The following is a 25,684-nucleotide window of genomic DNA, read 5'->3' on the forward strand; positions in this document are numbered from 1 at the left end:
TCCCGTGGTCCGCTCGACGACGGTTGGCGATGCCATTAGCCGATTTGAGAACACAGCCATGGAAATCAACACCCCTCAGTAATCAGGTGGTGCAATCACCGCATCCAGCCAAGGGTCCAGAACGACAGTTAGCGCTACCCAGTCGGAGGAGGGGTTACTTGGGCGAGGGGGTCGGGGAGTGGGCCGTGCGGGGCTGGCCCGTGAAGTAGCCGCGCGTGGCCGGGGCGAACCGGCAGACGGCGGCGAGGACCACGCCCAGCGCCAGCAGCACCACGCCACTGATGAAGGCACCCCCGACGCCGAAGATCTGGGTGTCGCCGTAGGCCGGGTCCCACATCTGCACGGCGGAAATAAAGAACGCCGCGGTGAGCAGCAGGGCCCCGGTCAGCGGCAGGATCCCGCGGAACCACAGATTCCGCACCGACGCGCGGAGGGTGCCGCGAAAGTACCAGAAGCAGGCGAAGCCGGTGAGGGCGTAGTAGAACGCGATGAACAAGCTGATGGCGCTGATCGAGTCCGCGAGCAGGTTCTCGCTCAGGAAACTCATGGCCACGTAGTAGGCGATGGCTGCGGCGCCCATCACCTGGGTGGAAAAGCCCGGAGTCTGGTTCCGCGGATGGACTTCGCCGAACTTTGCCGGCAGCGCCCCATGCACGCCCATGGACAGCGTCCCGCGGGCGGTGGGAAGGATGGTGGTCTGGGTGGAGGACAGCACCGAGGCAAGGACCGCGACGACGATCAGCCAGCCCCATGGCCCCAGCACCACATCCTTCATCGCCACGAACACGTCGTCCTGGTTGGCTTCATTGCCCAGTCCGATGCCCTCGGGGCCGACGGTGGCGTACATCATCACCAGCAGGGCCACCGACACGTAAATGGCCACCAGTACGAAGGCCGAAATCACGGCACCCCTGCCAGGGGTGGTGGCAGGGTTCTCGGTCTCCTCGTTCACGGCAAGGCAGGTGTCCCAGCCCCAGTAGATGAACAGCGCCAGGAGCGCGCCGTGCATCACGGCCCCCGGATCGGCGAAAGCACCCACCGGGTTGAACCACTCAAAGTCGAAGGCCTGCCCCTCCGGCGCCCCGCCGACGATGCGGACAACAATGGCCAGAGCGAAGATACCCAGCGAGATGTATTGCACGTATGTGAGCACGCGCTGGACGTGTTCGCCCAGCCGGATGCCGCGGTAGTTGACCCAAATCATCACGGCGATGAACAACACACCGGTTGCAGTGACCAGCAGCTTGTCTTCGGCCAGGGACCCGTCCCCGATGAGCAACCACAGGTATTGGCCTGCCACTTGCGCCAGGTTGGCCAGTACCACGATGCCGGCGAGCGCCACGCCCCAGCCGCCCAGCCAGCCGGCCCAGGGCCCGAACGCGCGGCGGGACCAGGTGAACGTGGTGCCGCAGTCCGGAATGGCGCTGTTGAGCTCGCGGAAGGCGTAGGCGATAAACAGGACCGGGATAAAACCGACGAGCAGGATCAGGGGAGTGTAGTTCCCGTTGACCGCCACGATGAGGCCCAGCGTCGCAGCCAGCGAATAGACCGGAGCCGTGGACGCGAGGCCCAGCATCACCGAGTCGCCAAGGTCCAGGATTCCGGCGCGCAGTCCCTTGGCCGGGACCGGGGCGCCGGAGGCACCGCCCGGACCTCCCGCCGTCGTGATGTCTGTGCTCATAAGGTGATACCTGCCTTGCTGGAGGATGCCTCCGCCGAAAGCGGCGCCGGCGCGTCGATGGTGTTGGGCACGAAGCGGCAGAAGTAGTCGGTGACGGGGCCGTCGGATTCGCGGATGCCGCAGCCCACCGATTCACCGTCCACCACCCACAGGCCCAGGACCGGATGGTTCCCGTCGAAGTCCGGCAACTGCTGGTACTGCTGGTAGCACCAGCCCTCCCGGCCGTACCCGCCGGGCTGTTCCAGGTTGATGCCCGCAGCGTGGATCCTGATGTTGTCCCCTTCCCGGCCGTGCAGCGGCTTGGCCACCCATTCCTTCAAGGGGCCGGGTTCATTGAGGTAAGCCGGCAGCAGGTTGGGGTGTTCCGGGTAGAGGTGCCAGAGCGCGGCGAGGAGGGCCTTGTTGGAAAGCAGCATCTTCCATGCAGGCTCCACCCAGCGCGGATTGTGCGCGCGTTCGAGCAGCCGCGGACCGAACGGCTCCTTCATCATCAGCTCCCAGGGGTAGAGCTTGAAGATGGTGCTGATCATGAAGTTGTCCAGGTCCACAAAGCGGTTCAGGTTGGGGTCCCAGCCGATATCGGACATTTTGATCCCGATGGTGGTCCACCCGGCCTGGCTGGCCACATCCCGCATGTAGGCGGCCGTCATCCAGTCCTCACCGGATTCCTCCACCTCGGAATGGGCAACGTGCAGTGTGCTCATGCCCGTGCGGTACTGCACCTTCTTCCACTGCCGGATCAGGGCCTCGTGGATGCCGTTCCACTGGTCCTTCTCCGGAAAGACGTCCTGCAGCCAGAACCATTGCGCCACCGCGGCTTCGATCAGGCCGGTGGGGGTGTCCGCGTTGTATTCGAGCATCCTGGCGGGCCCGCCCTGGCCGTCGTAGACGAAGTCGAACCGGCCGTAGACGTCCATGTCCCCGGCCTGCAGGGAGTCAGCGGCGAGCTCCAGCGCCTGCGGGCCGATCCCGATACCTCCCATGGCCCCGGTGGCCAGGAACTTGGCCGCCTCCAGGCACATCCGGTGCATCTCCTCGGCGGTTTCCTCAAGGGTCTCCACCTCGTCCATGCTGAACTCGTAGTAGGCGGACTCGTTCCAGTACTCGATCTTCCGGCCGTCCTCCATGGTGGTGGTGGAGAAGACCAGTCCCTGTTCTTCGATTTTCTGCTTCCACCCGGGCCGGGGTTCAGACAGCAAACGCTTCACCCTCAGCCCCCCGAGACCTTGCTGCCGCCGCTGGTGCCGCTCTTGGCGCTGGTGCCGAAGCCGCCGCGGCTGACAGTGCCGCCCTGGGTGCTGTAGCCGGTGGAGGCCTTGGCACCACTCGGGACGGTCCGGGTGTAGTTGGGCGCCGTCGACCGGTTCTGGCCGATGGGCGGAACGTAGGCGCCGCGGGAGAAGAAGTACCAGGCGTAGATACCGCCGCCTCGTCCGGCGGAGCTGTCGCAGTTGCGGTCCTCCACGCGCTCGCCGGTCTCGTCGTTGAAGCACACCTGTGCGTATTCGGGATCGTCCTGGTTGCTCGCCACGACGGCTGTGATGGTCCCTGCCAGCAGGGCGGTCACGCCCAGGCCGACGACGACGGTGCGCCGCTGGGAGCGCTTCTTCCGGGCTTTTGCCTCGTTGGCCTGCCGTTCCCGGTCCCGGGCGAAGGGATCCACCGGCTTGACGGGCTCGTTGAGCAGTTCGGGGCGGAGCTCCGGCTTGGGTACCTGCCATGGCGGCGGTTTCGGGCTGTTGCCGCCAGGGCTGGGCGGCGCGCTGCCGCTGGTGCCGTCCGCGGGGTCCTGCTGCGCCGGATCCTGGCGCCCGGGACCCCCGTTTGGATCCTGCTTGTCCGGATCCTGCCTATTTGGGTCCACGGCGTCCCCCTCAGTCGTCCACGTGAATTGGGCACAGCGCTGCACCCCCAATTGCAATCCTCGAATCAGCGTAGTCCTTGCCAGTCCCCGCTGCGAGCAGGAGGAAGGGGAAAAGTGCCGATCAGGCCCGGTGCCAGGGCATGACCCTACACTTGTGCCATGGAAACCGCGTCCCTGCTCGCTGTCTGCCGTGTCCACCAACTCCTTCCGGATGCCTCGAACGTGGGCGTGACGGCGATTGACAAGCGTCCGGCCGAGGGGCCGGTTAAGGTCCACAAACTTGGCCTCCAGGGCGACATCCAGGCCAACCGGGTCCACCACGGCGGGCCGGACCAGGCCCTCTACGCCTACTCGCAGGCAGACGCCGACTTCTGGGCTTCCGAACTCGGGCGGGAGGTTCCACCGGGGTTCTTCGGCGAAAACCTCCGGGTTGCCGGCCTTGATGCCACCGGTGCCGTTATCGGGGAACGGTGGAAGATCGGCATGGACGTGGAGGTCGAGGTGACGTCGCCGCGCACGCCGTGCGCAACGTTCCAGCGGCGGATGGGGGAGTCCCGGTTCGTCAAGCGCTTCACAGACGAGGGCCGCGTGGGCGCGTACCTGCGGGTCATCAAGGTGGGAACCATCCGGGCCGGGGACCACCTCCACAAGCTCTACGTCCCCAGGCACGGCGTGACGGTGGGCAAGTGGTTCAGCGAGCCGGATGTTGAGTCCATGGAGGCCCTCAAGGACGCGGATGCCGATGGCGAGATCCGCCTGCAGCAGCCCGAGTTCAACCAAAAGTTCGAGGCCCTGCAGCGCCAGCTTCGCGGCTGACGCGGGGGGAGTACGACGCCGGACGTGCGGGATGTGCCCAAGCTCACCGCCGCCGTCGGACGCTTGAATTGGGACTCCCGGCACCCGGTGCCGTACACTTGAAGCATCCCCCACTCCGGAAATCCCTTTTTCCTGCCCAATTTTTGAGGCAGGACTGGCAAGTGTTGGGGCCCGCAACTGTGATGCGGGCAGTTTCATAGGGAGAGCCGGCTGAAGAAAACGCTGTACAGACTGCTGGGATAGCAGCCAAGAGATGCAGCGGGAAGTCCTGCCACGGGATTGCGAAAGCGCCGGACTTCTGTGACCGGCCGGTCAACGTATGCCCGGCGTCCACGGCACACGTACTGCGGCTCCACTCACCTCGGGTAGTGCCGCCTGGCCCCCTATGGATGAGGAATTTTTCCCTATGCCCGAAAACCAAAACGAAATTATCGACGCCGCCGAGATTGATGCTCCGATTGCAGCGACCGAAGCCCCCGCAACGGGCCCCGAGGCGGACTCCGATGACAACACGGTGAAGTTCGCCGACCTCGGCATCGACGGCCGCGTCCTCGCCGCCCTGAAGGATGTGGGTTACGAAAAGCCGTCCCCTATCCAGGCAGCCACCATCCCGCTGCTGCTCGAAGGCCGGGACGTCGTCGGCCTGGCACAGACCGGTACCGGCAAGACTGCAGCATTCGCAGTGCCGGCCCTGTCCCGCCTGGCTGAGCTGCACGACCTGAACGGCCCGTCCCGCAAAACCCAGGCCCTCGTCCTGGCCCCCACCCGCGAGCTCGCGCTGCAGGTTGCGGAGGCGTTCACCTCCTACGCCAAGCACATCGACGACTTTACCGTGCTGCCCGTCTACGGCGGTTCCGCCTACGGTCCCCAGCTGGCCGGCCTGCGCCGCGGCGCCCAGGTGGTTGTGGGTACTCCCGGCCGCGTGATCGACCACATCGCCAAGGGTTCGCTGGACCTGTCCGAACTGCAGTACCTGGTGCTGGACGAGGCTGACGAGATGCTGCGCATGGGCTTCGCCGAAGACGTGGAGCAGATCTTCCAGCAGACCCCGTCGGAGCGCCAGGTTGCACTGTTCTCCGCCACCATGCCGAGCCAGATCCGCCGCATGTCCAAGCAGTACCTGAACAACCCGGCCGAGATCTCCGTCAAGTCCAAGACCACTACCGGCGCCAACACCCGCCAGCGCTACCTGCAGGTCATGGGCCCGCACAAACTCGACGCCATGACCCGCATCCTCGAGGTTGAAGAGTTTGACGGCGTTATCGCCTTCGTGCGGACCAAGATGGCCACCGAGGACCTGGCCGACAAGCTGAAGGCCCGCGGTTTCCAGGCCGCAGCGATCAACGGTGACATTCCGCAGCAGCAGCGTGAGCGTACTGTTGACGCGCTGAAGGAAGGCCGCATCGACATCCTGGTGGCCACCGACGTCGCCGCCCGTGGCCTCGACGTGGAGCGGATCAGCCACGTCATCAACTACGACATCCCGCATGACACCGAGTCCTACGTCCACCGCATCGGCCGCACCGGCCGTGCAGGCCGTTCCGGTGACGCCATCCTGTTCATGACGCCGCGGGAGAAGTATTTGCTGCGTTCCATCGAAAAGGCAACCCGCCAGCCGGTGGAGCAGATGCACCTGCCGACCGCCGAGACTGTCAACACGCTTCGCCTCGGCAAGTTCGCCGACCGCATCACGGAGACCCTGGCTTCAGAAGATGTTGCGGCCTTCCGCGATCTCATCGCTTCCTACGAGGAAGAGCACGACGTGCCGGCAGCCGAAATCGCTGCGGCACTGGCTGTGATGGCCCAGGGCGGCCAGCCGCTGCTGGTCAAGGAACTGCCTGCGGCCCCCGAGTTCCAGAAGCGCGAGCGTTCCAAGGACGGCTTCGGCTCCCGCGGGCCGACCCGTGCGCTGACTGAGGGCAACGCCACTTACCGGATCGCCGTCGGACGCCGCCAGCGCGTGATGCCCGGCTCAATCGTGGGCGCCATCGCCAACGAGGGCGGCATCTCGTCCTCGCAGATCGGCGGCATCGACATCCGCTCCGACCACTCCCTGGTGGAGCTGCCGGCGGACCTGAGCCCGGAGCAGCTGCGTGCGCTGTCCCGCACCCGGATCGGCGGCGAGCTGATCCACCTCGAACTTGATTCCGGACGCAAGCCCTCCGGCGACCGTGGCGGCTACCAGGGCAACCGCGGAGGCAACTTCAAGGGCAGCGGCGGGTTCAAGAAGGAATTTCGGAAGAACGACGGCGAGCGCTCCTCCGCGGACCGCGGCGGCCGCTCGTACAGCGAGCGTTCCGAGCGTTCCTTCAGCGACCGGCAGTCAAGCGACTCCCGGTATGGCGGCCACGGTGACGGCTCCCGCAAGCCCCGCCACGGCAACGACAGCGGACACCGCGACTACAACCGCAAGGGCAAGTGGTAAGCCCTGCCGCGGGTAGGCAAATAACGACGGCGATGGGCCGGCTTTCGAGCCGGCCCATCGTCATTTAACCCCTGGGAGTTTTTGGCCACGTATGCCGGCTTGAGGGCCCTTCAGCCCTGCATATCTGGACAAAAACTCTGAGGGGTGTGGGGCTGGACACAGTTGCGCCCCCGGGACGGTCCGGAAGCGCGGCCGCGGCTCTGTTCGGGCGGCCTCCCGCAGGCAGTACTTCCCAGTATTGGCGCGGAAAACAGGCTCAGAGCGGGACTGCATCGTAGCCGGAGCGCCCCTTCGGAGCCCGATTTGTTGGTGCGGAAATCTTCCGGTAGAGTATTTACTCGTTGCCCCCCTAGCTCAGTGGTAGAGCGCGTTCTTGGTAAGAACGAGGTCACCGGATCGATTCCGGTGGGGGGCTCTGAATGAGGGCCTGTGTCAAGGCGGTTTGACCGGCTTGACACAGGTTTTTCTCATTCGTGGCGGTGTAGCTCAGTTGGTTAGAGCGCACGACTCATAATCGTGAGGTCGGGAGATCGAGCCTCCCCACCGCTACAGGAAAAGCCCCTTGGATCTTGGATCCCGGGGGCTTTCCTGTTTCCCGCTTTCTTGCATATGACTGTCCGTCGGTACTTTCCCCCTTACAACAGCTTCCGTGATGTAAGTCTCATATCCGAGACTGCTGAGTCGCGAATTCCATTGTCCCGTCCTCCGGTCCGCGATGGGATGGTTCGGTATATGAAAGCGCTGGCCCTGCCGGGCCAGCAATATGTCAGGAGAAAGACCGATGGCCATCACCTCCGAGGCCCCGCGCACCGCACCGCTCCGTCAGATGTGGAAGTTGTTTGTTTACAGCGGCATCGGCGCGTTCATGTTCTTCGTACCGGTGACGATCGGGGGCAAGAACACCATCATGCTGGATCACATCGTCTCGTTCCTGCAGGGCAGTATCGGCCCGGTCCTCCCTTACTACGCATTGGCGGTCATTATTGCAGGGGCCGTCTACCCGTTCATCACGGGCACATGGAAAAAGTCACCTGTTGAAGTGGTGTTCTCGCTGTTCAAAGTGGCGGGTATGCTGGTGGGCTTCATGATGGTCTTCAGGGTTGGGCCGGCATGGCTGTTTGAACCGGGCATGGGTCCGTTCCTGTTCGAGAAGCTGGTTATCCCGGTGGGCCTGCTCGTTCCCATCGGTGCGGTGTTCCTGGCGCTGCTTGTCAGTTACGGACTGCTTGAATTTATCGGCGTCATGGTCCAGCGCGTTATGCGCCCGCTTTGGCGCACGCCCGGACGCTCGGCAATCGACGCCGTGGCCTCCTTTGTGGGCAGCTATTCCTTGGGACTGCTGATAACCAACCGCGTCTACAAGGAAGGGAAATACACAGCGCGCGAATCGGCAATCATCGCCACCGGTTTCTCCACCGTCTCAGCAACTTTCATGGTGATCGTTGCCAAGACGCTGGACCTGATGGGCCAATGGACCGCTTACTTTTGGATCACCTTCCTGGTCACTTTCATTGTCACCGCCATCACGGTCCGTATCTGGCCCTTGAACAGCATTCCTGATGACTACCATCCGGAAGCCGTGCCGCAGCCCGAAGAGGAAATTTCCGGCCGTCGTTTAGCCGTGGCCTGGCGTGAAGCCCGCGCAACCCTGGAAGCGGCTCCTTCCCTTCCCGTCAACGTGTGGATCAACGTCAGGGACGGGGTACTGATGGCGATGGCAATCCTGCCGTCCATCCTGTCCATCGGCCTGCTGGGCTTGGTGCTGGCGACGTACACGCCGGCTTTCGACTGGCTGGGCTACATCTTCTACCCCTTCACCTGGGCGCTCCAATTACCCGAACCGATGCTCGTTGCTAAGGCCAGCGCGGTAGGTGTCGCCGAGATGTTCCTGCCGGCCCTGCTTGCAGCGGAGTCGGTTCCGGTCGTGAAGTTTGTTGTGGGCGTGGTCTCCGTCTCCGGAATCATATTCTTCTCGGCCCTCGTGCCGTGCATCATGGCCACGGACATTCCTCTCCCGGTGTGGAAACTGGTGGTGATCTGGTTCCAGAGGGTTGTCCTGACGCTCATACTCGTGACCCCAATGGCATTCCTGCTGTTTCCCGCCTGACACCAACAAAGTTCTCTATCCGCCACGCAATGGGCTGTCCGTGCAGGCAGAATGGGGCCATGACCCGAATCGCTATCATCGGCGGCCACGGCAAAGTGGCCCTCCGCCTGTCCACCCTCCTCGCCGACGAGGGCCACAGCGTCACCTCGTTCATCCGCAACCCGGAGCACGCCGCCGACGTTGAGCAGACGGGCGCAGCGCCGTCGGTCCTGGACGTGGAGAATTCGACGACGGCGGCCCTCGCCGAGGCGCTTAAGGGCCACGATGCCGTGGTCTGGTCTGCCGGCGCGGGCGGCGGAAACCCGGCACGCACCTATGCGGTGGACCGGGACGCCGCCATCCGTTCCATGGATGCGGCAGCCCAGGCCGGCGTGGACCGCTACGTGATGGTGTCATACCTCGGGGCCGCCAGGAACCACGGCGTACCGCAGGACCACAGCTTCTTCCCCTACGCTGAAGCCAAAGCGGCCGCGGACGCGTACCTTCGGGAAACCAGCCTGGCCTGGACCATCCTGGGACCGGGCTCCCTCACGGACAAACCGGGAAGCGGCCGGATCGAGGTGGACCCGCCTCGGGAAGGCGGAGCGGAAACCTCCCGCGCCAACACCGCGATCGTGGCGGCGGCGGTCCTCGATCTGCCGGAGACAGCGGGCCGGACCATCGAATTCCGTGACGGCACTTTGCCCGTTGCCGCGGCGCTGGGCGGCCTCACCCGGTAGCTGCGGGGAGTTCCAGGTCCAGGGAGTGCTTTTCCACGTAGTCAAGTGCTCCGCGTACCGCGCCGACGGTGACAACACTGTCGCCCAACGGGGAGACAGCCACCCGGGGCGGTGTGGCGGTGAAGCTGCCCAGGCGTTCACTGATCGGTCCTAGCATCACACCGGCCGATTTGGCCACGCCGCCGCCAATCACCACGAGTTCCGGATTCCACATGGTGCCCACCGTGCCGATCACCCTGGCCATCCGCTCGGCCAGCCGGTCGAGGATCCCGAGCGCCACCGCATCCCCCTCGTCGGCGGCAGCGAAGACGTCCTCCGCTTCCACCTGTGCCGGGGCGATGGAACGGAGCACGGACGGTCCGGTACCGGCCAGGGCTTCCGCTGCCCACGTCCTGGCCAGGTACGCGATGCCGAACGTGTCGCCCACGCCCTCAACCAGCTCCAGGTAGGCCAGCTCGCCGGCACTGCCGCGGCTGCCGTGCACCAGCCGGCCGCCGTCGATCACGCCGGAGCCCAGGCGCTCGCTCGCCAGGATGACCACTACGTCGTCCACCCCTTCTGCTGCACCCATCCAGCGGTCACCTAGGGCGGCCAGGTTGGCGTCGTTCTCCAGCAGCACCGTCCAGCCCCGCCGCTCCTGAAACGCCTGGCGCAGGTCGATGTCGAACAAGCCCCAGAATTTTTGCGTTGCCAGGACGTCCCCGTGGCGGTCAACGGGTGCTGCCACTCCGGCGCAAACGGCCAGTACTGAATGCGGCCCGGCCCTTGCGCTGCTGAGCGCGGCCAGCGCAACGTCGTCAATATGCGCGATGCGGCCGCCGGCATCGAGCCCGGCAGCATTGAAGGGCCGGCTGGCCTTTCCCACGGTATTGCCGCGGAGGTCCGACACGACCACGGTCACCTTGGAGTACCCGATGTCCATGCCGAGGACCACGCCGGCCTGCTCGTTCAGCTCGAACCGGCGGGCAGGGCGGCCTTTCTGGTAGCCCCCCACAAACCGCTGGTTCTCCAACTCCCGGATCCAGCCCCGGTCCTTGAGGTCCTCGCACACCGCAATCCCCGTGGCGCGGGTCAGGCCGGTCGCCTCCATGACCTCCGTGACGGTCACCGCACCGGAGGACCGCATGAAATCGAGCACCGCCCCGGCGCTCACACGGCGGAGCAGCTGGGGGGTCGCCGGAATCCAGTCGGGCATGCTGTTGACCTTTCCGTCGAGAGGGCCGGATAATGCTTGAGGAACTAAATTTAGACCCAAAATAAATATACGCGACCAGCAGAAAAGGACCACCCCTTGTCCACCACCGCCACGTTGGCAACCCTGTCCGACTCCGACCGCTTAGGCGATCCGAACTGGTGGCGCCAGGCCGCTGTCTACCAGATCTATCCGCGCAGCTTCGCCGACTCCAACGGTGACGGCATCGGTGATCTGAAAGGCATCACCGCCAAGGTTCCGTACCTGAAGGCGCTTGGTATTGACGCCGTATGGTTGAGCCCCTTCTATCCGTCCGCGCTCGCTGACGGGGGCTACGACGTGGACGACTACCGCGACGTCGACCCCAAGCTGGGCACGCTTGAGGACTTTGACGAAATGGCCAAGGCGCTGCACGACGCCGGCATCAAGCTGATTGCCGACATCGTCCCCAACCACTCCTCAAACCGGCACAAGTGGTTCCAGGAGGCGCTGGCCTCACCGAAAGGTTCCCCGGCCCGCGACCGCTACATCTTCCGTGACGGCAAGGGCCCGAACGGAGAGTACCCGCCGTCGGACTGGGATTCCGTGTTCGGCGGTCCCGCGTGGGAGCGCATTACCGAACCGGACGGCACCCCCGGCCAGTGGTACATGCACATCTTTGCCAAGGAGCAGCCGGACCTGAACTGGTCCAACCGCGAGATCCGCGAGGACTTCCTCAAGACCCTGCGCTTCTGGTCGGACCGCGGCGTGGACGGTTTCCGCGTGGACGTGGCGCACGCGCTCACCAAAGACCTCACCGAACCGCTGCTCTCCAAGCTGGAACTGAGCGCGGCCAACACCGGCGTGGACGGGTTCGACGACGGCACGCACCCGTTCTGGGACCGCGACGAGGTCCACGAGATTTATGCAGAGTGGCGCGAGGTTTTCAACGAGTACAACCCGCCGCGGACCGCCGTCGCGGAAGCCTGGGTCCACGCCACCCGCCGCGCCCGCTACGCCAGCCCGACGGGCCTCGGCCAGGCGTTCAACTTCGACCTGCTGCAGGCCGACTTCGACGCCGCCGAATACAAGGAAATCATTACCCGGAACCTCGCCGAGGCGGCCGCCACCGGTGCGTCGTCCACCTGGGTGTTCTCCAACCACGACGTCGTCCGGCACGCCACCCGCTACGGCCTGCCCCAGGTGGCCAAGGAAAAGGCCGGAGCCAAGGGCCAGGACGGAAAAGACTGGCTGCTCGCCGGCGGTCCCGTCGACCAGCTGGACGTTGGGCTGGGTGAACGCCGCGCCCGCGCAGCCACCCTGCTGATGCTCGCCGTACCCGGCTCCGCCTACCTGTACCAGGGCGAGGAGCTCGGCCTGCAGGAGGTGGCGGACATTCCCGAATCAGAGCGCCAGGATCCTTCCTTCTTCCGCAACAAGGGTGTGGAAATCGGCCGCGACGGCTGCCGCGTGCCGCTGCCGTGGAAGGTGGAAGGCACCTCCTTCGGATTCGGTGAGGGCGGCTCGCACCTGCCGCAGCCGGACTGGTTCAGCAAGTACGCCGTCGAGGCCCAGGACGGGACGGAAGGCTCCACCCTGGAGCTGTACCGCACCGCGCTGAAGCTCCGCCATGAGCTGCAGACCGGCGAGGAGCTCGAATGGGTGGACACCGGAAACCCGGACATCCTGCACTTCAAGCGCCCCAACGGCTGGCAGTCAGTGACCAACTTCGGGGACTCCGCCGTCGATCTTCCCGCCGGGAAGGTGCTGGTCAGCAGCGTCCCGCTGGAAGATGGCAAGCTGCCGGCCAACACCACCGCGTGGCTGCGCTGATGCCGGCATCCGGCGAGGCCCGGAAGCGCTCATGCAGGAACTGATTTACGGCTGCATGGGCCTTGGCGGCAGCTGGTCCGGCCAGCCGCATGCGAGCAACCATGTGGACGAGGCCGCTGCCGCCGTCCAGGCGGCCCTCAACGCCGGCATCACGCTCTTCGACCACGCCGATATCTACCGCAACGGCAAATCCGAAGCCGTCTTCGGCGAGGTGCTGGCCGCCACGCCCGGGCTGCGGGACCGGATCCGGCTGCAGACCAAGTGCGGCATCAGGCTGAACGAACGCGGCCTGCAGACGCACTACGACCTCAGCCGGGAGTCCATCCTGGAACGGGTGAACGGCAGCCTGCAGCGCCTGGGAACCGACTATGTGGACATCCTCCTGCTGCACCGCCCGGACCCCCTGGCGGATCCCTCGGAGGTGGCTGCCGCCGTCGGGCAGCTGATGGCGGAAGGCAAGGTCCGGCAGCTGGGCGTGTCCAACATGTCCGGGGCGCAGATCGAGGTGCTGCAGGACCGGCTGGAAACGCCGGTGGTGGCCAACCAGCTGGAGATGAGCCTGCTCAAGCGCGCCTGGCTGGAGAGCCAGGTCCTGGTGAACCACCCAGGGCACCTGGAGTACAGCTTCCCGCACGGCACACTGGAATACTGCACCCGCAACAACATCACCCTGCAGGCTTACGGGTCCCTGGCCCGCGGCATGTACACCGGCGCCGAGCCGGAGACCCCCGGGTCAGCGGAGTCGGCAACGGCGGAACTGGTGGCGCAACTGGCGGGGGAGCACGGCACCACCGGGGAGGCCATCCTGCTCGGGTGGCTGATGAGGCACCCGGCGGGCATCGCCCCGGTGATCGGCACGGTCAACCCGGGCCGCATCCGCGCCTGTGCAGATGCGGCAAAAGTCGCCGCTGACATGTCCCGCGCGGACTGGTACCGACTCTGGGTCACGGCGCGCGGCAGCGACATCCCCTGACCTCCCAACCGGGTAGCAGCAAGTGACGTTATGGACCCCAAAACGGCACTTGCTGCTACCTGCATTCAAGGACGCGCCGGTCACATCGGGTTTAGTTCGTATTGATCCTCACAAGCAGGCCATTTTCGTCGCCGTGCCGCTTGCGGGACGGATACTGTAGAAAGCATGACGTCTACCATCGCCGCCGAAACTGTTAGGCCGGAACGCAACATCCCTGCAGAGATCGCCCGCTCCTGGCTGCTGGTCAATGCCATGAAACCCGAGCTTTTCGACCAGTCGGCAGTGTCCCGGGCGGACTCCATCATCCTGGATATCGAAGACGCCGTAGACCCGTCGCAGAAAGACAACGCGCGCAACAACGTCATCGACTGGCTGACCGCCGGCGGCAAGGCATGGGTCCGCATCAACGACGCCACCAGCCCCTTCTGGGCGGATGACCTCGCCGGCCTGCGCGGCACTCCCGGCCTCCTGGGCGTCATGCTCGCCAAGACCGAATCGTCCGACCAGGTCACCGAAAGCTTCCACCGCATGGACGGCAAGACCCCCGTCATCCCGCTGGTGGAATCAGCCGTCGGCATCGAAGAAGCCAACAACATCGCCAAGGCCCAGGGCGCCTTCCGCCTCGCCTTCGGCTCCGGCGACTTCCGCCGCGACACCGGCATGGCCGCCACCCCGGAGGCCATGGCCTACCCCCGCGCCAAGCTGGTGGTCGCCAGCCGCGTGGGCAACCTGCCCGGCCCCATCGACGGCCCCACGGTCGGCACCAACCACCCCATCCTGCGCGAGCAGACCGGCATCACCGTGATGATGGGCATGACCGGCAAGCTCTGCCTGGCCATCGACCAGACCCCCGTCATCAACGAAGTCATCAGCCCCACGCCGTCCGACGTCGCCTGGGCCACGGACTTCATGAACGACTTCGAAGCCAACGGCCGCGTCATCCGCGACGGCTCGGACCTGCCCCGCCTGGGCCGCGCTGAAAAGATCATGAAGCTCGCCGTGGCTTTCGGGGTGCAGCCGGCGCTCTAATGCCCGCCCCCGCCGCTTCCGAAGGCCCCGTGACCGGTACCCGCTACCTGGTCCACGGGGTCTTTTGGGATGGGCAGCCAGCGTCCGAAGCAGAGTACGACGGCGGCGCCCCGGCTTTGCGCCTCCAGTCACCAGACGGGTTCTTCCGGCAGCTTTCCCTCCACCGGGGTGCACGGCTCGGCTTCCAGGTGGCGGATCCCGTGCGGTCCTGCCTGGGGCATATCCGGGTCCACTCGTCGGCCCGGCGGGACCATGTCCTCTGCTCCGCCGGTGCTCCTGCCGCCCGGGGGAAGCAGTGTGAACGCTGCTTCATGCTGGACGAGTCCCGGCTGATCCACGACTTCCACCGCGGCGGCCGCGTCACCCCCGGGCTGCGGGACTACCTGATGCAGGAACACTGGCTGTACGTGGCCACCTTCGCCGGCGGCAGCACCAAGGTGGGAACCGCCTCCGGCCCCCGCAAGTGGAACCGGCTCGCGGAGCAGGGCGCGGCCGCTGCCCGGTACGTTGCCCATGCCCGGGACGGCCGCGTGGTCCGGATCCTCGAGGACCTTGTCACGGCGGAGGCCGGACTGACCCAGCAGATCCGGTCCGCGGCCAAGGCCGAAGCCCTGCTCCGGCCGCTGCCCGCGGCGGAACTTGACGCCATCAATGCCCGCCGCGCGGGCGAGGTCCGCGCACTGCTGGAACGGACCGCCGTCGACGGTTTCGCCGCAGTGGACGAATCCTGGCTGCGCCCCGCCCAGGCGGAATCGCTGCACGGCCCCGCCGCCCGCCACGCCTATCCGCATCCGCTGGACACCGGCCGGCACGGCTTCAACGTCGCCGCGCTGACCGGCCCGATTGCCTTGGCCGGGCTGGACAATACGGACGCCATGTTCGTGGTCAACCTCGGGCAACTGTCCGCGAGGACGATCATCCTCGGAGACTATTCCTCCGACGTGCCGGCCGTGCAGGAAGCCCTCTTCTAAAGCCCGGTAAACTGGCGGGGTGCTGAACGAATTCTGGGCCACTGCGCCAACCCGTTACAAAGTCCTGGTTTTCGGCGCGATGGGACTGATCGCCGTCGGCATCATCCTGAACCTGGTGGGCAATACCAGCGGCAACCAGGGACTGGCCATGGCATCCCTGCCGCTGATCGGGTTGGGCCTGGTCCTGCATGTCGCCGGAATCGTTGTCCGCGGCCAGGCCATCCGCAAGAACCTCCGCCGCTAGCTCCTGCCCGCCTTATCCGGGTGCCAGCGGCCGGGCGATAGGCTGGAGGCCATGACTATCAATCCGGATCTGCAGGGCCGAAGCTACCCTGCCGCTGAGGTGTACGACGTTGGCCGCGAAAAAATCCGCGAGTTTGCCCGCGCCGTCAAGGCCACCCATCCCGCGCACTTCGACGTCGAGGAAGCCAAGGCCCTGGGCCACAGCGACCTGGTGGCCCCGCCCACCTTCGCGATCATCATCGCCCAGCGCGCAGATGCCCAGCTCATCGAGGATCCGGAAGCCGGCATCGACTTCTCCCGCGTTGTCCACGCGGACCAGCGCTTCACCCACCACCGGCCAATCTTCGCCGGTGACCGCCTGGTAGCCGAACTGCACGTCGACGGCGTGCGCGCCATGGGCGGCGGGGCCATGATCACCACGCGCTCCGAAATCTTCGCCCTCGGCGACGGCGATGCCCGCGAGCAGGTCACCACCACCACGTCATCCATCCTGGTCCGCGGAGAGGGACAATAACCATGAGCCCCAAGATCAGCGAACTCAGCGCAGGCCAGGAGATCGGCAGCCGCACCGTCGAAGTCACCAGGACCGACCTGGTGAAGTACGCCGGGGCCTCCGGCGACTTCAACCCCATCCACTGGAACGAGGCCTTCGCCACCGGCGTTGAACTGCCCGGCGTCATCGCCCACGGCATGTTCACCATGGGCTCGGCCGTCCAGCTGGTCACCGACTGGGCAGGCGACCCCGCCGCCGTCGTTGACTTCCAGACCCGCTTCACCAAGCCGGTGGTGGTCACCGACACCACCGGGACCAGCGAGCCCGGCGCCACCATCGAGGTGAGCGGCGCCGTTGGAAAGATCGACGCCGACGCCGGCACCGCCCGGGTGGACCTCACCGTGGTCTCGGCCGGGCAGAAGGTGCTGATGAAGGCCCAGGCCATCGTCAAGCTTTCCTAGCTCTTGGAATTACGCGCGGGAACCGCGACTACCTCTACAGAAGTCCGAAACTGGCGCAATGCCGTCGTTGTCGCTTACGCAGCCAGCGGCCTGGCGTTCGCCTCATGGGTTTCCCGGCTGCCCGCCATCCGGGACGCGCTGGACCTCACTCCGGGAAACGTTGGTGTACTCCTGCTCTGCATGACGCTGGGCTCCTTCGCCTCCGTGTCCGCCTCCGGGCTGATCGTCCTGCGGCTCGGCTCCAAGCGGACCATCCGCACCGGCAGCATCATGGTGGGCGCAGGCCTCCTGCTCACCGGTCTCGGCACCTCGGTCCTCGGCAGCCCAGTGGCCACGGCCGCGGGCCTGGCCGTCATTGGCCTGGGAACCGGCAGCTGGAACACGGCGTCCAACGTGGAGGGCGCGGCCGTGGAACGCGCTGTTGGCCGACACATCATGCCGCGGCTGCACGGCGCCTTCAGCCTGGGGACCGTTGCAGGGGCCGGGCTGGGAGCCGCAGCAGCAGCGGCATCCCTGCCGGTGTCCTTGCACCTTGCCGCAGCTGGCCTGGTGGTTGCCGGCTCGGTGGCGACGGCGGCCTCCTGGTTCCGCGCCGACGCCACGCCGGTTGCCCGGGAACGGAGCTACACGCCGGACACCTTCGAGGACCCCACCACGGGTCCGATCCCGCTCATCGACACAGGAACCCGGCCAGACGAACCGCTGGACAACAAGCGCAAGATCACCCAGGCGTGGCGTGACCGCCGCACCCTGCTCCTCGGTGTGCTGGTGCTGGGCCTTGCCCTCGCCGAAGGTGCGGCGGGGGACTGGGTAGCGTTGGCACTGGCCGACGGGCACGGCCAGACCGACGCTGCCGGTGCCGCCGGTTACGGCCTGTTCGTCACGTTCATGACCATTGGACGGTTCGCCGGAACCCTGGTCCTGGACCGCTTCGGCAGGGTGCCGGTGATGCGCTGGTGCGCTGCGCTGGCCGTGGTGGGCCTCGGGTTGTTCGTCTTCGCGCCCGCACCGTGGCTGGCATTTGTGGGTCTCGCCGTTTGGGGCCTGGGCGCCTCGCTGGGATTCCCGGTGGGGATGTCCGCTGCAGCCGACGATCCGGCCAAGGCGGCAGCCCGGGTGTCGGTGGTGTCCACCATCGGCTATGGCGCGTTCCTGTGCGGACCGCCCCTGCTTGGCCTGCTGGCCGAACATATAGGCATCCTGCACTCCCTGCTTGCCGTCATGGTCATGCTGGCTGTGAGCTTCCTGCTCTCGCCGGTGGCCCGGAAGCCCGCGTAGGTACCCTGCGTCACTGCGCCCGTCGAGTAACTTCAAGTACTGTGGTTTGGTGAATTCCACCCTGCTTTCCTCCCTGACTACGTCCGCCGTCGGCGGCCCTGCCGACAAGTTCATCGAGGCGCGCACAGAGGCCGGGATCATCGAGGCTGTCCGTTCAGCAGACGCTGCAGGGGAGCAGGTCCTGATCATCAGCGGCGGCTCCAACCTCCTGATTTCCGACGACGGGTTCCCCGGAACGGTCATCAAGATCGCCTCCGAGGGCTTCACGGTCAACGCCGAGGACTCCTGCGGAGGAGTGGCCGTGGTGGTGCAGGCCGGCCACAACTGGGACCAGCTGGTGGAGCACGCCGTCCGCCACGCCTGGTCAGGGCTTGAAGCGCTGTCCGGGATCCCGGGATCAACAGGCGCGACGCCGGTCCAGAACGTCGGTGCCTACGGTGCCGACGTCGCGCAGACCATTGCCGCGGTGCGCACCTGGGACCGCGAGCGGAACGCGGTGAAGACCTTCACCAATTCAGAGTTGAAGTTCGGCTACCGCGACTCCATCCTCAAGCAGACCACCGTCAACGGTTCGCCCCGCTACGTGGTGCTGACCGTGGAGTTCCAGCTGCCCCTGGGCCGGATGAGCGCGCCCATCCGCTACGCCGAGCTGGCGAAGGCTTTGAGGGTGGAGCCGGGCAAGCGGGCATACGCTAACGATGTGCGCCGTGAGGTGTTGCGGTTGCGGGCCTCCAAGGGCATGGTGTGGGACTCGAAGGACAGGGATACGTACTCCACCGGATCCTTCTTCACCAACCCCATCGTCCCGGCGGAGGCAGCATCAGCGTTGCCTGAATCGGCACCACGGTATCCCGCCGGCGCCGACGGGCTGGTTAAGCTCTCCGCCGCATGGCTGATCGAGCAGGCGGGGTTCGGCAGGGGCTTCGGCCTGGACCAGGACAGCGTATCCGCCGGACGCGCGTCGCTGTCCACCAAGCACACCCTCGCCATTACCAACCGCGGCTCAGCCCGGGCGGCAGATATGGTGGCGGTGGCACGCGAGGTGCGTGCCGGCGTCGTACGCCGCTTTGGCATCGAACTGCACCCGGAACCGCTGCTTATCGGCTTGGAGCTGTAACCTTCGGGACGTCCCGCACGGCCTGGCGCCGCAGCTCGGCTGCTCCCATGAGGGCTGACGCCGCCAGTCACGGTGGATGCGGACGCCCCCAAGGCTGATCCCGATCGCCGGAAAGAGTACTGCGTAACCGCCACCCAGGCTCATCACGAGGGAGGGGAGGAGCCGCAGGGGTTCGGGCTGGCTGGTGCCACCCTAACTGCCCTGCTGCCGGGGTTCCGGCACGATCGTAGGATGAGGGCATGGCTGCAGAGGTGGGGAAGCGTCCGGACCGCAGGCTGATGGGCCGGCTGAGGCTTGTATCCCAGAAGCTGCTGCCCATGGGGGAGCACCCGGGGTCCGTAGCGGACGTGGTGCGGTGGATGACGGCGATGCAAGCGCAGGACTTCCAGGCGGCGCTCTGGGCCGTGGGCATCCGGCTCCCGGGTTCGGGCCTCAGCGCAATTCGCTCAGCCCTCGATTCCGGTTCTGTGGTCCGGTCATGGCCGATGCGGGGAACCCTGCACCTGGTGGCGCCGGAGGACCTGCGCTGGATGCTGGACCTCACCGCAGAACGGCTGACGAAGGGCATCGCGGCCCGTCACCGGGCGCTTGGCATTACCTGGGCGGACGTGGAGGCATGCCGGGACATCGCCCTCGGCCGTATCAGCGCGGGCGGGCCCGTCAGCCGGACAGACCTGTTCAAGGAGTTCGACGCCGCGGGGCAGCCTACCGAGGGCCAGCGCGGGATCCACATCCTGGGGACACTGTGCCGGCACGGATGGCTGCTACAGGGACCAGTGGCCGGAAACCAGCAGCTGCTGGTGGCCTTCGATGAATGGATTCCTGTGTCACGCTGCATAGACAGGGCTGAGGCGATCGCAGAGTTCCTGCTCCGCTACCTCCGCAGCCACGGACCGGCCACTCTTCGCGACTTCGCGTGGTGGACGCAGATTCCGCTGACCGAGGTCAGGGTTGCGTTGGAGGAGATCCGCAGCCAGCTCGTTGAGTTGGTGTTGGACGGTACCGGCTACTGGATGTCCCCTGAGACTGCGGCATTGTTAGACGCCGGCGTTCCGGGTTCCCGCTCTGTCCTGCTGCTGCCCGGCTTCGACGAGTTCCTGCTGGGCTACACGGACCGCAGCCTGGTGCTGCCGCCCGAGCATGCCAACAACATTGTTCCGGGCGGCAACGGGGTCTTCAGGAAGACGGTGGTTGCCGCGGGGGAGGTGATTGGCACCTGGGGACGGGAAGGCACCAGCCGGACTGCCGCCGTCGTACCCGAGCTTTTTGACAGCACCCGCGCGCTTGGCCCGGCAGCCCGAGCTGCTTTCCACCGCTCCGCCCGGCGGTACCTGGAGTTCCTGGAGACCTGACGGTGCCCGGGAAGCAGAGGTGGCCCCGACCCGTCTGGGCCAGGGCCGCTCGTGAGGCAGCTGGAAGAGTTACAGGTTGCCGGTGGCGATGTTGAGCATGCGGCGCAACGGCTCGGCGGCGCCCCACAAGAGCTGGTCGCCCACGGTGAACGCGCTGATGTATTGCGGGCCCATCTCCATTTTGCGGATGCGGCCCACGGGGATGTCCAGGGTGCCGGAGGCGGCTACGGGGGTGAGCCCGGCCATGGAGGCTTCCTTGGTGTTCGGAACCACCTTGGCCCACTCGTTGTCCTCGTCCAGGAGCTTCTCGATCTCGGCGACGGACAGGTCCTCGCGAAGCTTCAAGGTCAGGGCCTGGGAGTGGGAGCGCATGGCGCCGATGCGGACGCAGAGGCCGTCCATGATGACGCGGTTTTCCTCGGACGTGCCCAGGATCTTGTTGGTCTCGACACCGGCCTTCCATTCTTCCTTGGACTGGCCGTTGCCCAGGTCGGCGTCGATCCAGGGGATCAGGGAGCCGGCCAGGGGGACGCCGAACTGGGTGGCGTCGATGCCGGTGCGCTGGTGTGCCAGGACCTTGCGGTCGATGTCCAGGATGGCCGACGCGGGATCGTCCAGTTCCAAGCTGACCTCGGCGTTGAGGGTGCCGAACTGGCTGAGCAGTTCACGCATGTGCCGGGCTCCGCCGCCCGAGGCAGCCTGGTAGGTCATGGAGGTGCCCCACTCCACCAGGCCGTTCTTGAACAGGCCGCCGAGGCCCATCAGCATGCAGGAGACCGTGCAGTTGCCGCCGATGAAGTCCTTGGTGCCATTGACCAGGCCCTTGTCGATGACGTCCCGGTTGATCGGGTCCAGCACGATGATCGAGTCATCGTTCATGCGGAGCGTGGAAGCGGCGTCGATCCAGAGGCCGTCCCAGCCGCGGCTGCGCAGCTCGCCGTGGACCTGCTTGGTGTAGTCACCGCCCTGGGCGGTGACAATAATGGGCAGCTTGGCCAGGGTCTCGAGGTCGAACGCGTTTTCGAGCTTGCCGGCGCCGTCAGCGAACGACGGCGCGGCACCTCCCGCGTTGGAGGTGGAGAAGAACACCGGGTTGATGTTGGCGAAGTCGCCCTCGTCCTGCATGCGCTGCATGAGGACGGAGCCGACCATGCCGCGCCATCCGACCAGGCCGACGGAAGGGGTAGCTGCTGTAGTCATTCGTCCATTTTAGACGTCGCAACCGGAAGGGCGCAGTCGGTTACGTCACTCCCGGAGAGGCAGATTACGACGGCGGGAAGCGCCTTGGTGAGGCGCCTCGCGGTGGCAGTTCCAGGCGCAGCAGTCAGGGCCTGTCGAACTGGCGGGCAGTGGGCTCCGGGATGCCCCGCTCTGCCCGAAGACGCTTGGCCTTTGCGGCCACACCTGCCATCCGCGCCGCGTAGAGCACGCCGCCCAAGCCTGCCACGGTAAGGAGCAGGGCGCCCCACATAGGATCCTGACCGCGGCTGGTGGGTCCTGCCACCAGGAAGACGGAAAAGACCGCCAGGGCCGCGAAGAAGACCGCCGTCACCACAAAGCCGCCCGCAGACCGCACCTGCGGGTGGGAACTGGCGGTGACCACTCCCAGTTCATCCCTGGCATAGCTGTGGAGCCTACCGTCCACGGTACGGAAAAGGACACGTTCTTCCCCGCGCGCCACCGCCTGGTCGTGGTTGAAACGGATCTGGTCCTCGGAATTGGAACCCGGGTTGCTGCCGGGAAAACCGTTCTGCACGCTAGTCCTGTCGGATTGATCGGATGTGGTCCAGCACCTGCCCGCTGGTGAGGCCCGCAATTTCCTGGATGGGTTCAGAGGGCGCATCCAGGGCTCCGTACCCTACTGTCCAGTCCGTTCCGTTGCGTTTGATGAGGAGTTGCTTGCCGGCGCCGTCCTGCAGCAGCCGTATGGTGGCCCCGCCCGCCGGGTTGTCCTCGAGATGCTTGCGGACGATGAAGAAGTTGGCTTCTGCCGGCGTGGTATCGGGTCGCTGGGCCATTGCGAACCAGCTGAGGTAGGCGCGGGGCTGCAACAGGATCGTGTAATCCGGCGACTCAACGGACAGGACATTGTCCGTAGAGTCCGCTGTCAGGAGGTTGATCTGTACCCTTTTGGTGGCCTCCGTCAGTGCACTGGTGACGGCTGCGACGGGCCCCTCCACGGACAGTTCGCCGCCCGGGCCTGCCGTGGCGGCGCCGCGGGCCACAAGGGATGACGCACCGGCAGACAGCAAGGAGGCATCGTCGAGTTCCCTTTCAAGGCGCAGTGCCCTGGCCGACTCTTCGGCAGCGGAGTTGCGCCGCAGGTTTAGGAGCACCAGTAGTTCCGCGAAGCCAAAACCGATGGCGTCAGGAAAGCTCTTTTGGGCTGCCGGCGGGGCGGCTGTAGTCGTTTCAGTCACTGGTTGTTCCCCTTATTTCCTCAGAAGCCGAAAAAGTCGCCGACAGCGTCGGCACCGTCACTGATGGCCCCGCCAACGGCCTCCGCCCCGTCCGCAATCTTGTCGCCGACGTAGTTCACGGAGTCCCGGATGACGGGCACGTTGTCATACAGGGCAAGGGCGCCGCTGGCCACCATGCAGACTGTCCCGGCGGGAGGCGGCAGGAACGAGCCGGCGCCCAGCAGGGCCTTGGTGGTGGAGTACGCTGCCGCCCCGTAGTCACCTTCCTGGAAGTTGTTGAAGGCGTCCAGACTGTCCAGGCCCACGCCGACAACGCCCAGTCCCTTACTGAAGACGTCGCTGTACTGGAATGCCCTTGACCCTTCGGCAAGGTCCAGGACCTCGTGGAACCTGCCTTCGAAAAGGTTGTTGGAAAGGTTAAAGAACTTGCTGAACTCGTTGGAGTTCTGGAACGCCCGCCAGGCCACCGGGTCCAGGAAGTCGCCGATCCGCGACTTGTGCAGCATTGCGGCGATGTCGAAGATGCCTGCACGGAAGTTTGGAAACGCCTTGGTGAGGCCGTAGATGTCCCAGCCGTCGCGGAAGGGTGAGTCCGGGTCTGCGAGCCAGTCCGGGCCCCACGGGTTGTTGCTTGCCCGCCCCGGGGCATTCCCGCCAGGACCTGTGCTCCCTGGTGTCCCTCCCGGCCCGGACCCGCCTGGGCCGCCTGTCCCTCCGGCGTTGCTTGCCCGGTCCTGTTCATCGGCGTGCGTGAGGAGCAGCTTGGATTCCTGCTTCAGTCGGGACGCGGTCTTTTGCAGCAGCATCCGGTGGCTGCTGTTCCAGTCGGAACGGAAACGGGCGGCATCCTGGCCTTTCCAGGCGGGACTGTTGTTGATCTGGCCGCTCAGTTGCGCCGACTGCTGCAGCAGCAGGTCCGCAGTATTGCTGAACTGCTGTGCGAGCGTGCGCAGCTGCGCGACGTCGGCGCCCCACAATGTTCCTGCCACCCCGGCATCCCCCAATACTTGTCTTCATGAAGCAGCCTCTGCCACTGCGGATCCAACCTAGGCCAGGACGGGCAGGGACCGCGATGGGCTGGACTCCCCATACCCCTGCAGCCCGGCTAGCCGCGCTTGGTCTCCTCCACGACGGCAGCTTTCCGGGCACGCAGCGCAAAGAACGCGCCGAAGGCGAAGACCTGCGTGACCACCACGAGCACCACGGCGCCGGCGATCTTGTTGCCGCCCAGGATCATGGTGAGCCCCACAATCGCGGACAGCAGCGCCAGCAACGGCAGCAGCATGTATCCGAGGACAAAAAGGGTTTCCGGCTTTTTCAGCATGTCCTAGCCCTCTGTCCTTGACCACTTGGTGAATCTGTAGCGTGTGCCGTTGGCGCCCGTAAGCCACCCGTCCGGCGGGACTGAGGCGGTGGCCTCCCAACTGGTGCCTAGCACGGGAGCGAACGTGTCGCCGTCGGCCTTTATGTCGATCGTGGTGACCACAGCTACGTTGGCGAGTTCCGTGGACTGGCGGAAGATTTCGCCGCCGCCAAGGATCCATACGGTGTCGCCGCCGTCCACGAACTGCGACTCCAGCAGCGCATCATCCAGGGAAGGAACCACGACGGCGCCCTCCGCCTCGGGCATGTCCGCCCAGTTTTTCTGCCGGGTGATGACGATATTGGTGCGGCCGGGCAGGGGACGGTACTTGTCCGGGAAGGAGAGCCAGGTCCTGCGCCCCATGATGACCGGGTGCCCGGTGGTCAGGCGCGTGAAGTGCTTGAGGTCCTCGGGAAGGTGCCAGGGCATGTCGCCGTCCTTGCCAATGACGCCGTCGGGTGTCTGCGCCCACACCAGGCCGACGCCGGTGGTCGAGGCGGCCAGCTCCTCGGTGAATGACTGCGGGTCGGTGAAGTTTCCGGTGCTCATACGGCAATCGGCGCCTTGATCGTGGGGTGGTGCTGGTAGCCGACCACTTCGAAGTCCTCCAGGGTGTAGTCGAAGATGGATTCTGGTTTGCGGCTGATCTTCAGCTGCGGATACTCGTAGGGCTCCCGGTCCAGCTGCTTGAGGACCTGGTCCATGTGGTTCTCGTAGATGTGCACATCCCCGCCGGTCCAGACGAACTCTCCCGGCTCGAGGCCCACCTGCTGGGCCAGCATGCATGTAAGCAGGGCGTATGAGGCGATGTTGAACGGCACGCCCAGGAACATGTCCGCCGAGCGCTGGTACAGCTGGCAGGACAGTTTGCCGTCCGCTACGTAGAACTGGAAAAAGGCGTGGCACGGCGGGAGCGCCATGTCGTGAAGCTCGGACACGTTCCAGGCGGAGACGATGTGCCGGCGGGAGTCCGGGTTGGTCCTGAGACTATCCACCAGCTCGGCGATCTGGTCGATGTGGCCGCCGTCCGGTGTGGGCCAGCTGCGCCACTGGACACCGTACACCGGGCCCAGGTCGCCGTCCTCGTCCGCCCATTCGTTCCAGATGGTCACGCCCTGGTCCTGCATCCACTTGATGTTGGTCTCGCCGCGCAGGAACCACAGCAGCTCAACGGCCACGGACTTGAAGTGCACCCGCTTGGTGGTGATCAGCGGGAAGCTCTTGCCCAGGTCGAAGCGCATCTGGCGCCCGAAGACGCTGGTGGTTCCGGTTCCGGTCCGGTCCGGTTTGTGCGTGCCGTTGGCCATGACGTCGCGCAGGAGGTCTTCATAGGGCGTTGGGATGCTCACGCATCCCAGTCTATCGGGG

General features: G+C 65.9%; 25 protein-coding genes and 2 tRNA genes. 16 read left to right on the plus strand and 11 right to left on the minus strand.

The annotated features are described in order from the left end of the window. Positions 1–154: 154 nt before the first annotated feature. The 3 genes from FDW83_RS03010 to FDW83_RS03020 are packed head-to-tail and all read right to left on the minus strand — an operon-like array spanning position 155 to position 3,545. The gene (locus FDW83_RS03010; RefSeq protein ID WP_138136140.1) at positions 155–1,681 is read right to left on the minus strand and encodes an APC family permease; all 1,527 of its coding nucleotides are present in this window, start codon (positions 1,679–1,681) and stop codon (positions 155–157) included. Further along, positions 1,678–2,889: a glutathionylspermidine synthase family protein gene (locus FDW83_RS03015; protein WP_138136141.1), complete on the minus strand. Its 1,212-nt coding sequence runs from the start codon at positions 2,887–2,889 to the stop codon at positions 1,678–1,680. Before FDW83_RS03015 ends, FDW83_RS03010 begins: the two co-directional genes overlap by 4 nt. Positions 2,890–2,891: 2 nt before the next feature. Next, complete coding sequence (locus FDW83_RS03020; RefSeq protein WP_240720831.1) at positions 2,892–3,545, minus strand: DUF1190 domain-containing protein; 654 nt, start codon at positions 3,543–3,545, stop codon at positions 2,892–2,894. Between the two features lie 159 nt (positions 3,546–3,704). Between FDW83_RS03020 and FDW83_RS03025 the strand changes: the two genes are divergently transcribed. From FDW83_RS03025 to FDW83_RS03050, 6 genes are all read left to right on the plus strand, one after another. Next, positions 3,705–4,361 carry an MOSC domain-containing protein gene (locus FDW83_RS03025; RefSeq protein ID WP_138136142.1) on the plus strand — a complete coding sequence of 219 codons (657 nt, stop codon included), beginning with the start codon at positions 3,705–3,707 and terminating at the stop codon, positions 4,359–4,361. A gap of 406 nt (positions 4,362–4,767) precedes the next feature. Next, the gene (locus FDW83_RS03030; RefSeq protein WP_138136143.1) at positions 4,768–6,786 is read left to right on the plus strand and encodes a DEAD/DEAH box helicase; all 2,019 of its coding nucleotides are present in this window, start codon (positions 4,768–4,770) and stop codon (positions 6,784–6,786) included. A 343-nt stretch (positions 6,787–7,129) separates the two neighbouring features. Then, a tRNA-Thr gene (locus FDW83_RS03035) sits at positions 7,130–7,201 on the plus strand. A 60-nt stretch (positions 7,202–7,261) separates the two neighbouring features. Then, a tRNA-Met gene (locus tag FDW83_RS03040) sits at positions 7,262–7,335 on the plus strand. 232 nt (positions 7,336–7,567) lie between these two features. Continuing rightward, entirely contained in the window at positions 7,568–8,893 is a 1,326-nt protein-coding gene (locus tag FDW83_RS03045; protein WP_138136144.1) for a YjiH family protein, read from the plus strand. 59 nt (positions 8,894–8,952) lie between these two features. Further along, on the plus strand, positions 8,953–9,612 hold the full coding sequence (locus FDW83_RS03050) for an SDR family oxidoreductase (protein ID WP_138136145.1): 660 nt from the start codon (positions 8,953–8,955) through the stop codon (positions 9,610–9,612). Here FDW83_RS03050 and FDW83_RS03055 read toward each other — a convergent pair. Then, positions 9,602–10,807, minus strand: coding sequence for an ROK family transcriptional regulator (locus tag FDW83_RS03055; protein ID WP_138136146.1), 1,206 nt, complete (start codon positions 10,805–10,807; stop codon positions 9,602–9,604). The genes FDW83_RS03050 and FDW83_RS03055 overlap by 11 nt on opposite strands. Before the next feature lie 96 nt (positions 10,808–10,903). On the opposite strand from FDW83_RS03055, the gene FDW83_RS03060 reads away from it, so the two are divergent. From FDW83_RS03060 to FDW83_RS03105, 10 genes are all read left to right on the plus strand, one after another. Then, positions 10,904–12,616, plus strand: a complete 1,713-nt coding sequence (locus tag FDW83_RS03060; protein WP_138136147.1) for a glycoside hydrolase family 13 protein — start codon at positions 10,904–10,906, stop codon at positions 12,614–12,616. A gap of 31 nt (positions 12,617–12,647) precedes the next feature. Beyond that, on the plus strand, positions 12,648–13,589 hold the full coding sequence (locus FDW83_RS03065) for an aldo/keto reductase family oxidoreductase (RefSeq protein WP_138136148.1): 942 nt from the start codon (positions 12,648–12,650) through the stop codon (positions 13,587–13,589). Between the two features lie 165 nt (positions 13,590–13,754). Then, complete coding sequence (locus FDW83_RS03070; RefSeq protein WP_138136149.1) at positions 13,755–14,618, plus strand: CoA ester lyase; 864 nt, start codon at positions 13,755–13,757, stop codon at positions 14,616–14,618. Then, positions 14,618–15,589: a DUF2797 domain-containing protein gene (locus FDW83_RS03075; RefSeq protein ID WP_138136150.1), complete on the plus strand. Its 972-nt coding sequence runs from the start codon at positions 14,618–14,620 to the stop codon at positions 15,587–15,589. Before FDW83_RS03070 ends, FDW83_RS03075 begins: the two co-directional genes overlap by 1 nt. A gap of 19 nt (positions 15,590–15,608) precedes the next feature. After that, positions 15,609–15,833: a DUF3188 domain-containing protein gene (locus FDW83_RS03080; protein WP_138136151.1), complete on the plus strand. Its 225-nt coding sequence runs from the start codon at positions 15,609–15,611 to the stop codon at positions 15,831–15,833. 51 nt (positions 15,834–15,884) lie between these two features. Beyond that, the gene (locus tag FDW83_RS03085) at positions 15,885–16,346 is read left to right on the plus strand and encodes a MaoC family dehydratase N-terminal domain-containing protein (protein WP_138136152.1); all 462 of its coding nucleotides are present in this window, start codon (positions 15,885–15,887) and stop codon (positions 16,344–16,346) included. Positions 16,347–16,348: 2 nt separating this feature from the next. Further along, positions 16,349–16,786 carry a MaoC family dehydratase gene (locus FDW83_RS03090; RefSeq protein WP_138136153.1) on the plus strand — a complete coding sequence of 146 codons (438 nt, stop codon included), beginning with the start codon at positions 16,349–16,351 and terminating at the stop codon, positions 16,784–16,786. A 3-nt stretch (positions 16,787–16,789) separates the two neighbouring features. Further along, positions 16,790–18,064, plus strand: a complete 1,275-nt coding sequence (locus tag FDW83_RS03095; protein WP_138136154.1) for a sugar MFS transporter — start codon at positions 16,790–16,792, stop codon at positions 18,062–18,064. Between the two features lie 49 nt (positions 18,065–18,113). Beyond that, the gene (locus FDW83_RS03100) at positions 18,114–19,181 is read left to right on the plus strand and encodes a UDP-N-acetylmuramate dehydrogenase (protein WP_138136155.1); all 1,068 of its coding nucleotides are present in this window, start codon (positions 18,114–18,116) and stop codon (positions 19,179–19,181) included. 239 nt (positions 19,182–19,420) lie between these two features. Beyond that, positions 19,421–20,533 carry a winged helix DNA-binding domain-containing protein gene (locus FDW83_RS03105; RefSeq protein ID WP_138136156.1) on the plus strand — a complete coding sequence of 371 codons (1,113 nt, stop codon included), beginning with the start codon at positions 19,421–19,423 and terminating at the stop codon, positions 20,531–20,533. A gap of 69 nt (positions 20,534–20,602) precedes the next feature. Here the strand turns inward: FDW83_RS03105 and asd are convergent, their stop codons facing one another. From asd to FDW83_RS03140, 7 genes are all read right to left on the minus strand, one after another. Next, a complete protein-coding gene (gene asd / locus FDW83_RS03110; protein WP_138136157.1) occupies positions 20,603–21,733 on the minus strand; it encodes an aspartate-semialdehyde dehydrogenase in 1,131 nt (376 codons plus the stop codon). Between the two features lie 124 nt (positions 21,734–21,857). Further along, positions 21,858–22,289, minus strand: a complete 432-nt coding sequence (locus FDW83_RS03115; protein ID WP_138136158.1) for a phage holin family protein — start codon at positions 22,287–22,289, stop codon at positions 21,858–21,860. A 1-nt stretch (position 22,290) separates the two neighbouring features. After that, positions 22,291–22,953 carry a hypothetical protein gene (locus FDW83_RS03120; RefSeq protein WP_138136159.1) on the minus strand — a complete coding sequence of 221 codons (663 nt, stop codon included), beginning with the start codon at positions 22,951–22,953 and terminating at the stop codon, positions 22,291–22,293. Positions 22,954–22,973: 20 nt separating this feature from the next. After that, entirely contained in the window at positions 22,974–23,942 is a 969-nt protein-coding gene (locus FDW83_RS03125) for a WXG100 family type VII secretion target (RefSeq protein ID WP_240720832.1), read from the minus strand. A 116-nt stretch (positions 23,943–24,058) separates the two neighbouring features. Continuing rightward, on the minus strand, positions 24,059–24,277 hold the full coding sequence (locus FDW83_RS03130) for an NF038396 family protein (protein ID WP_138136160.1): 219 nt from the start codon (positions 24,275–24,277) through the stop codon (positions 24,059–24,061). Between the two features lie 3 nt (positions 24,278–24,280). Next, positions 24,281–24,865, minus strand: a complete 585-nt coding sequence (locus FDW83_RS03135; protein ID WP_138136161.1) for a dihydrofolate reductase — start codon at positions 24,863–24,865, stop codon at positions 24,281–24,283. Then, positions 24,862–25,665, minus strand: coding sequence for a thymidylate synthase (locus FDW83_RS03140; protein WP_138136162.1), 804 nt, complete (start codon positions 25,663–25,665; stop codon positions 24,862–24,864). The genes FDW83_RS03135 and FDW83_RS03140 overlap by 4 nt, the downstream gene beginning before the upstream one ends. Positions 25,666–25,684 lie beyond the last annotated feature (19 nt).

It is taken from the genome of Pseudarthrobacter sp. NamE2, assembly GCF_005796205.1.
GTDB lineage: Bacteria > Actinomycetota > Actinomycetes > Actinomycetales > Micrococcaceae > Arthrobacter.

Bases quoted from the DNA above. Each gene is read 5' to 3' on its own strand.
- FDW83_RS03010 (WP_138136140.1), bottom strand. From the start codon at position 1,681: ATGAGCACAGACATCACGACGGCGGGAGGTCCGGGCGGTGCCTCCGGC.
- FDW83_RS03025 (WP_138136142.1), top strand. From the start codon at position 3,705: ATGGAAACCGCGTCCCTGCTCGCTGTCTGCCGTGTCCACCAACTCCTT.
- FDW83_RS03030 (WP_138136143.1), top strand. From the start codon at position 4,768: ATGCCCGAAAACCAAAACGAAATTATCGACGCCGCCGAGATTGATGCT.
- FDW83_RS03045 (WP_138136144.1), top strand. From the start codon at position 7,568: ATGGCCATCACCTCCGAGGCCCCGCGCACCGCACCGCTCCGTCAGATG.
- FDW83_RS03050 (WP_138136145.1), top strand. From the start codon at position 8,953: ATGACCCGAATCGCTATCATCGGCGGCCACGGCAAAGTGGCCCTCCGC.
- FDW83_RS03055 (WP_138136146.1), bottom strand. From the start codon at position 10,807: ATGCCCGACTGGATTCCGGCGACCCCCCAGCTGCTCCGCCGTGTGAGC.
- FDW83_RS03065 (WP_138136148.1), top strand. From the start codon at position 12,648: ATGCAGGAACTGATTTACGGCTGCATGGGCCTTGGCGGCAGCTGGTCC.
- FDW83_RS03070 (WP_138136149.1), top strand. From the start codon at position 13,755: ATGACGTCTACCATCGCCGCCGAAACTGTTAGGCCGGAACGCAACATC.
- FDW83_RS03075 (WP_138136150.1), top strand. From the start codon at position 14,618: ATGCCCGCCCCCGCCGCTTCCGAAGGCCCCGTGACCGGTACCCGCTAC.
- FDW83_RS03085 (WP_138136152.1), top strand. From the start codon at position 15,885: ATGACTATCAATCCGGATCTGCAGGGCCGAAGCTACCCTGCCGCTGAG.
- FDW83_RS03090 (WP_138136153.1), top strand. From the start codon at position 16,349: ATGAGCCCCAAGATCAGCGAACTCAGCGCAGGCCAGGAGATCGGCAGC.
- FDW83_RS03105 (WP_138136156.1), top strand. From the start codon at position 19,421: ATGGCTGCAGAGGTGGGGAAGCGTCCGGACCGCAGGCTGATGGGCCGG.
- asd (WP_138136157.1), bottom strand. From the start codon at position 21,733: ATGACTACAGCAGCTACCCCTTCCGTCGGCCTGGTCGGATGGCGCGGC.
- FDW83_RS03130 (WP_138136160.1), bottom strand. From the start codon at position 24,277: ATGCTGAAAAAGCCGGAAACCCTTTTTGTCCTCGGATACATGCTGCTG.
- FDW83_RS03135 (WP_138136161.1), bottom strand. From the start codon at position 24,865: ATGAGCACCGGAAACTTCACCGACCCGCAGTCATTCACCGAGGAGCTG.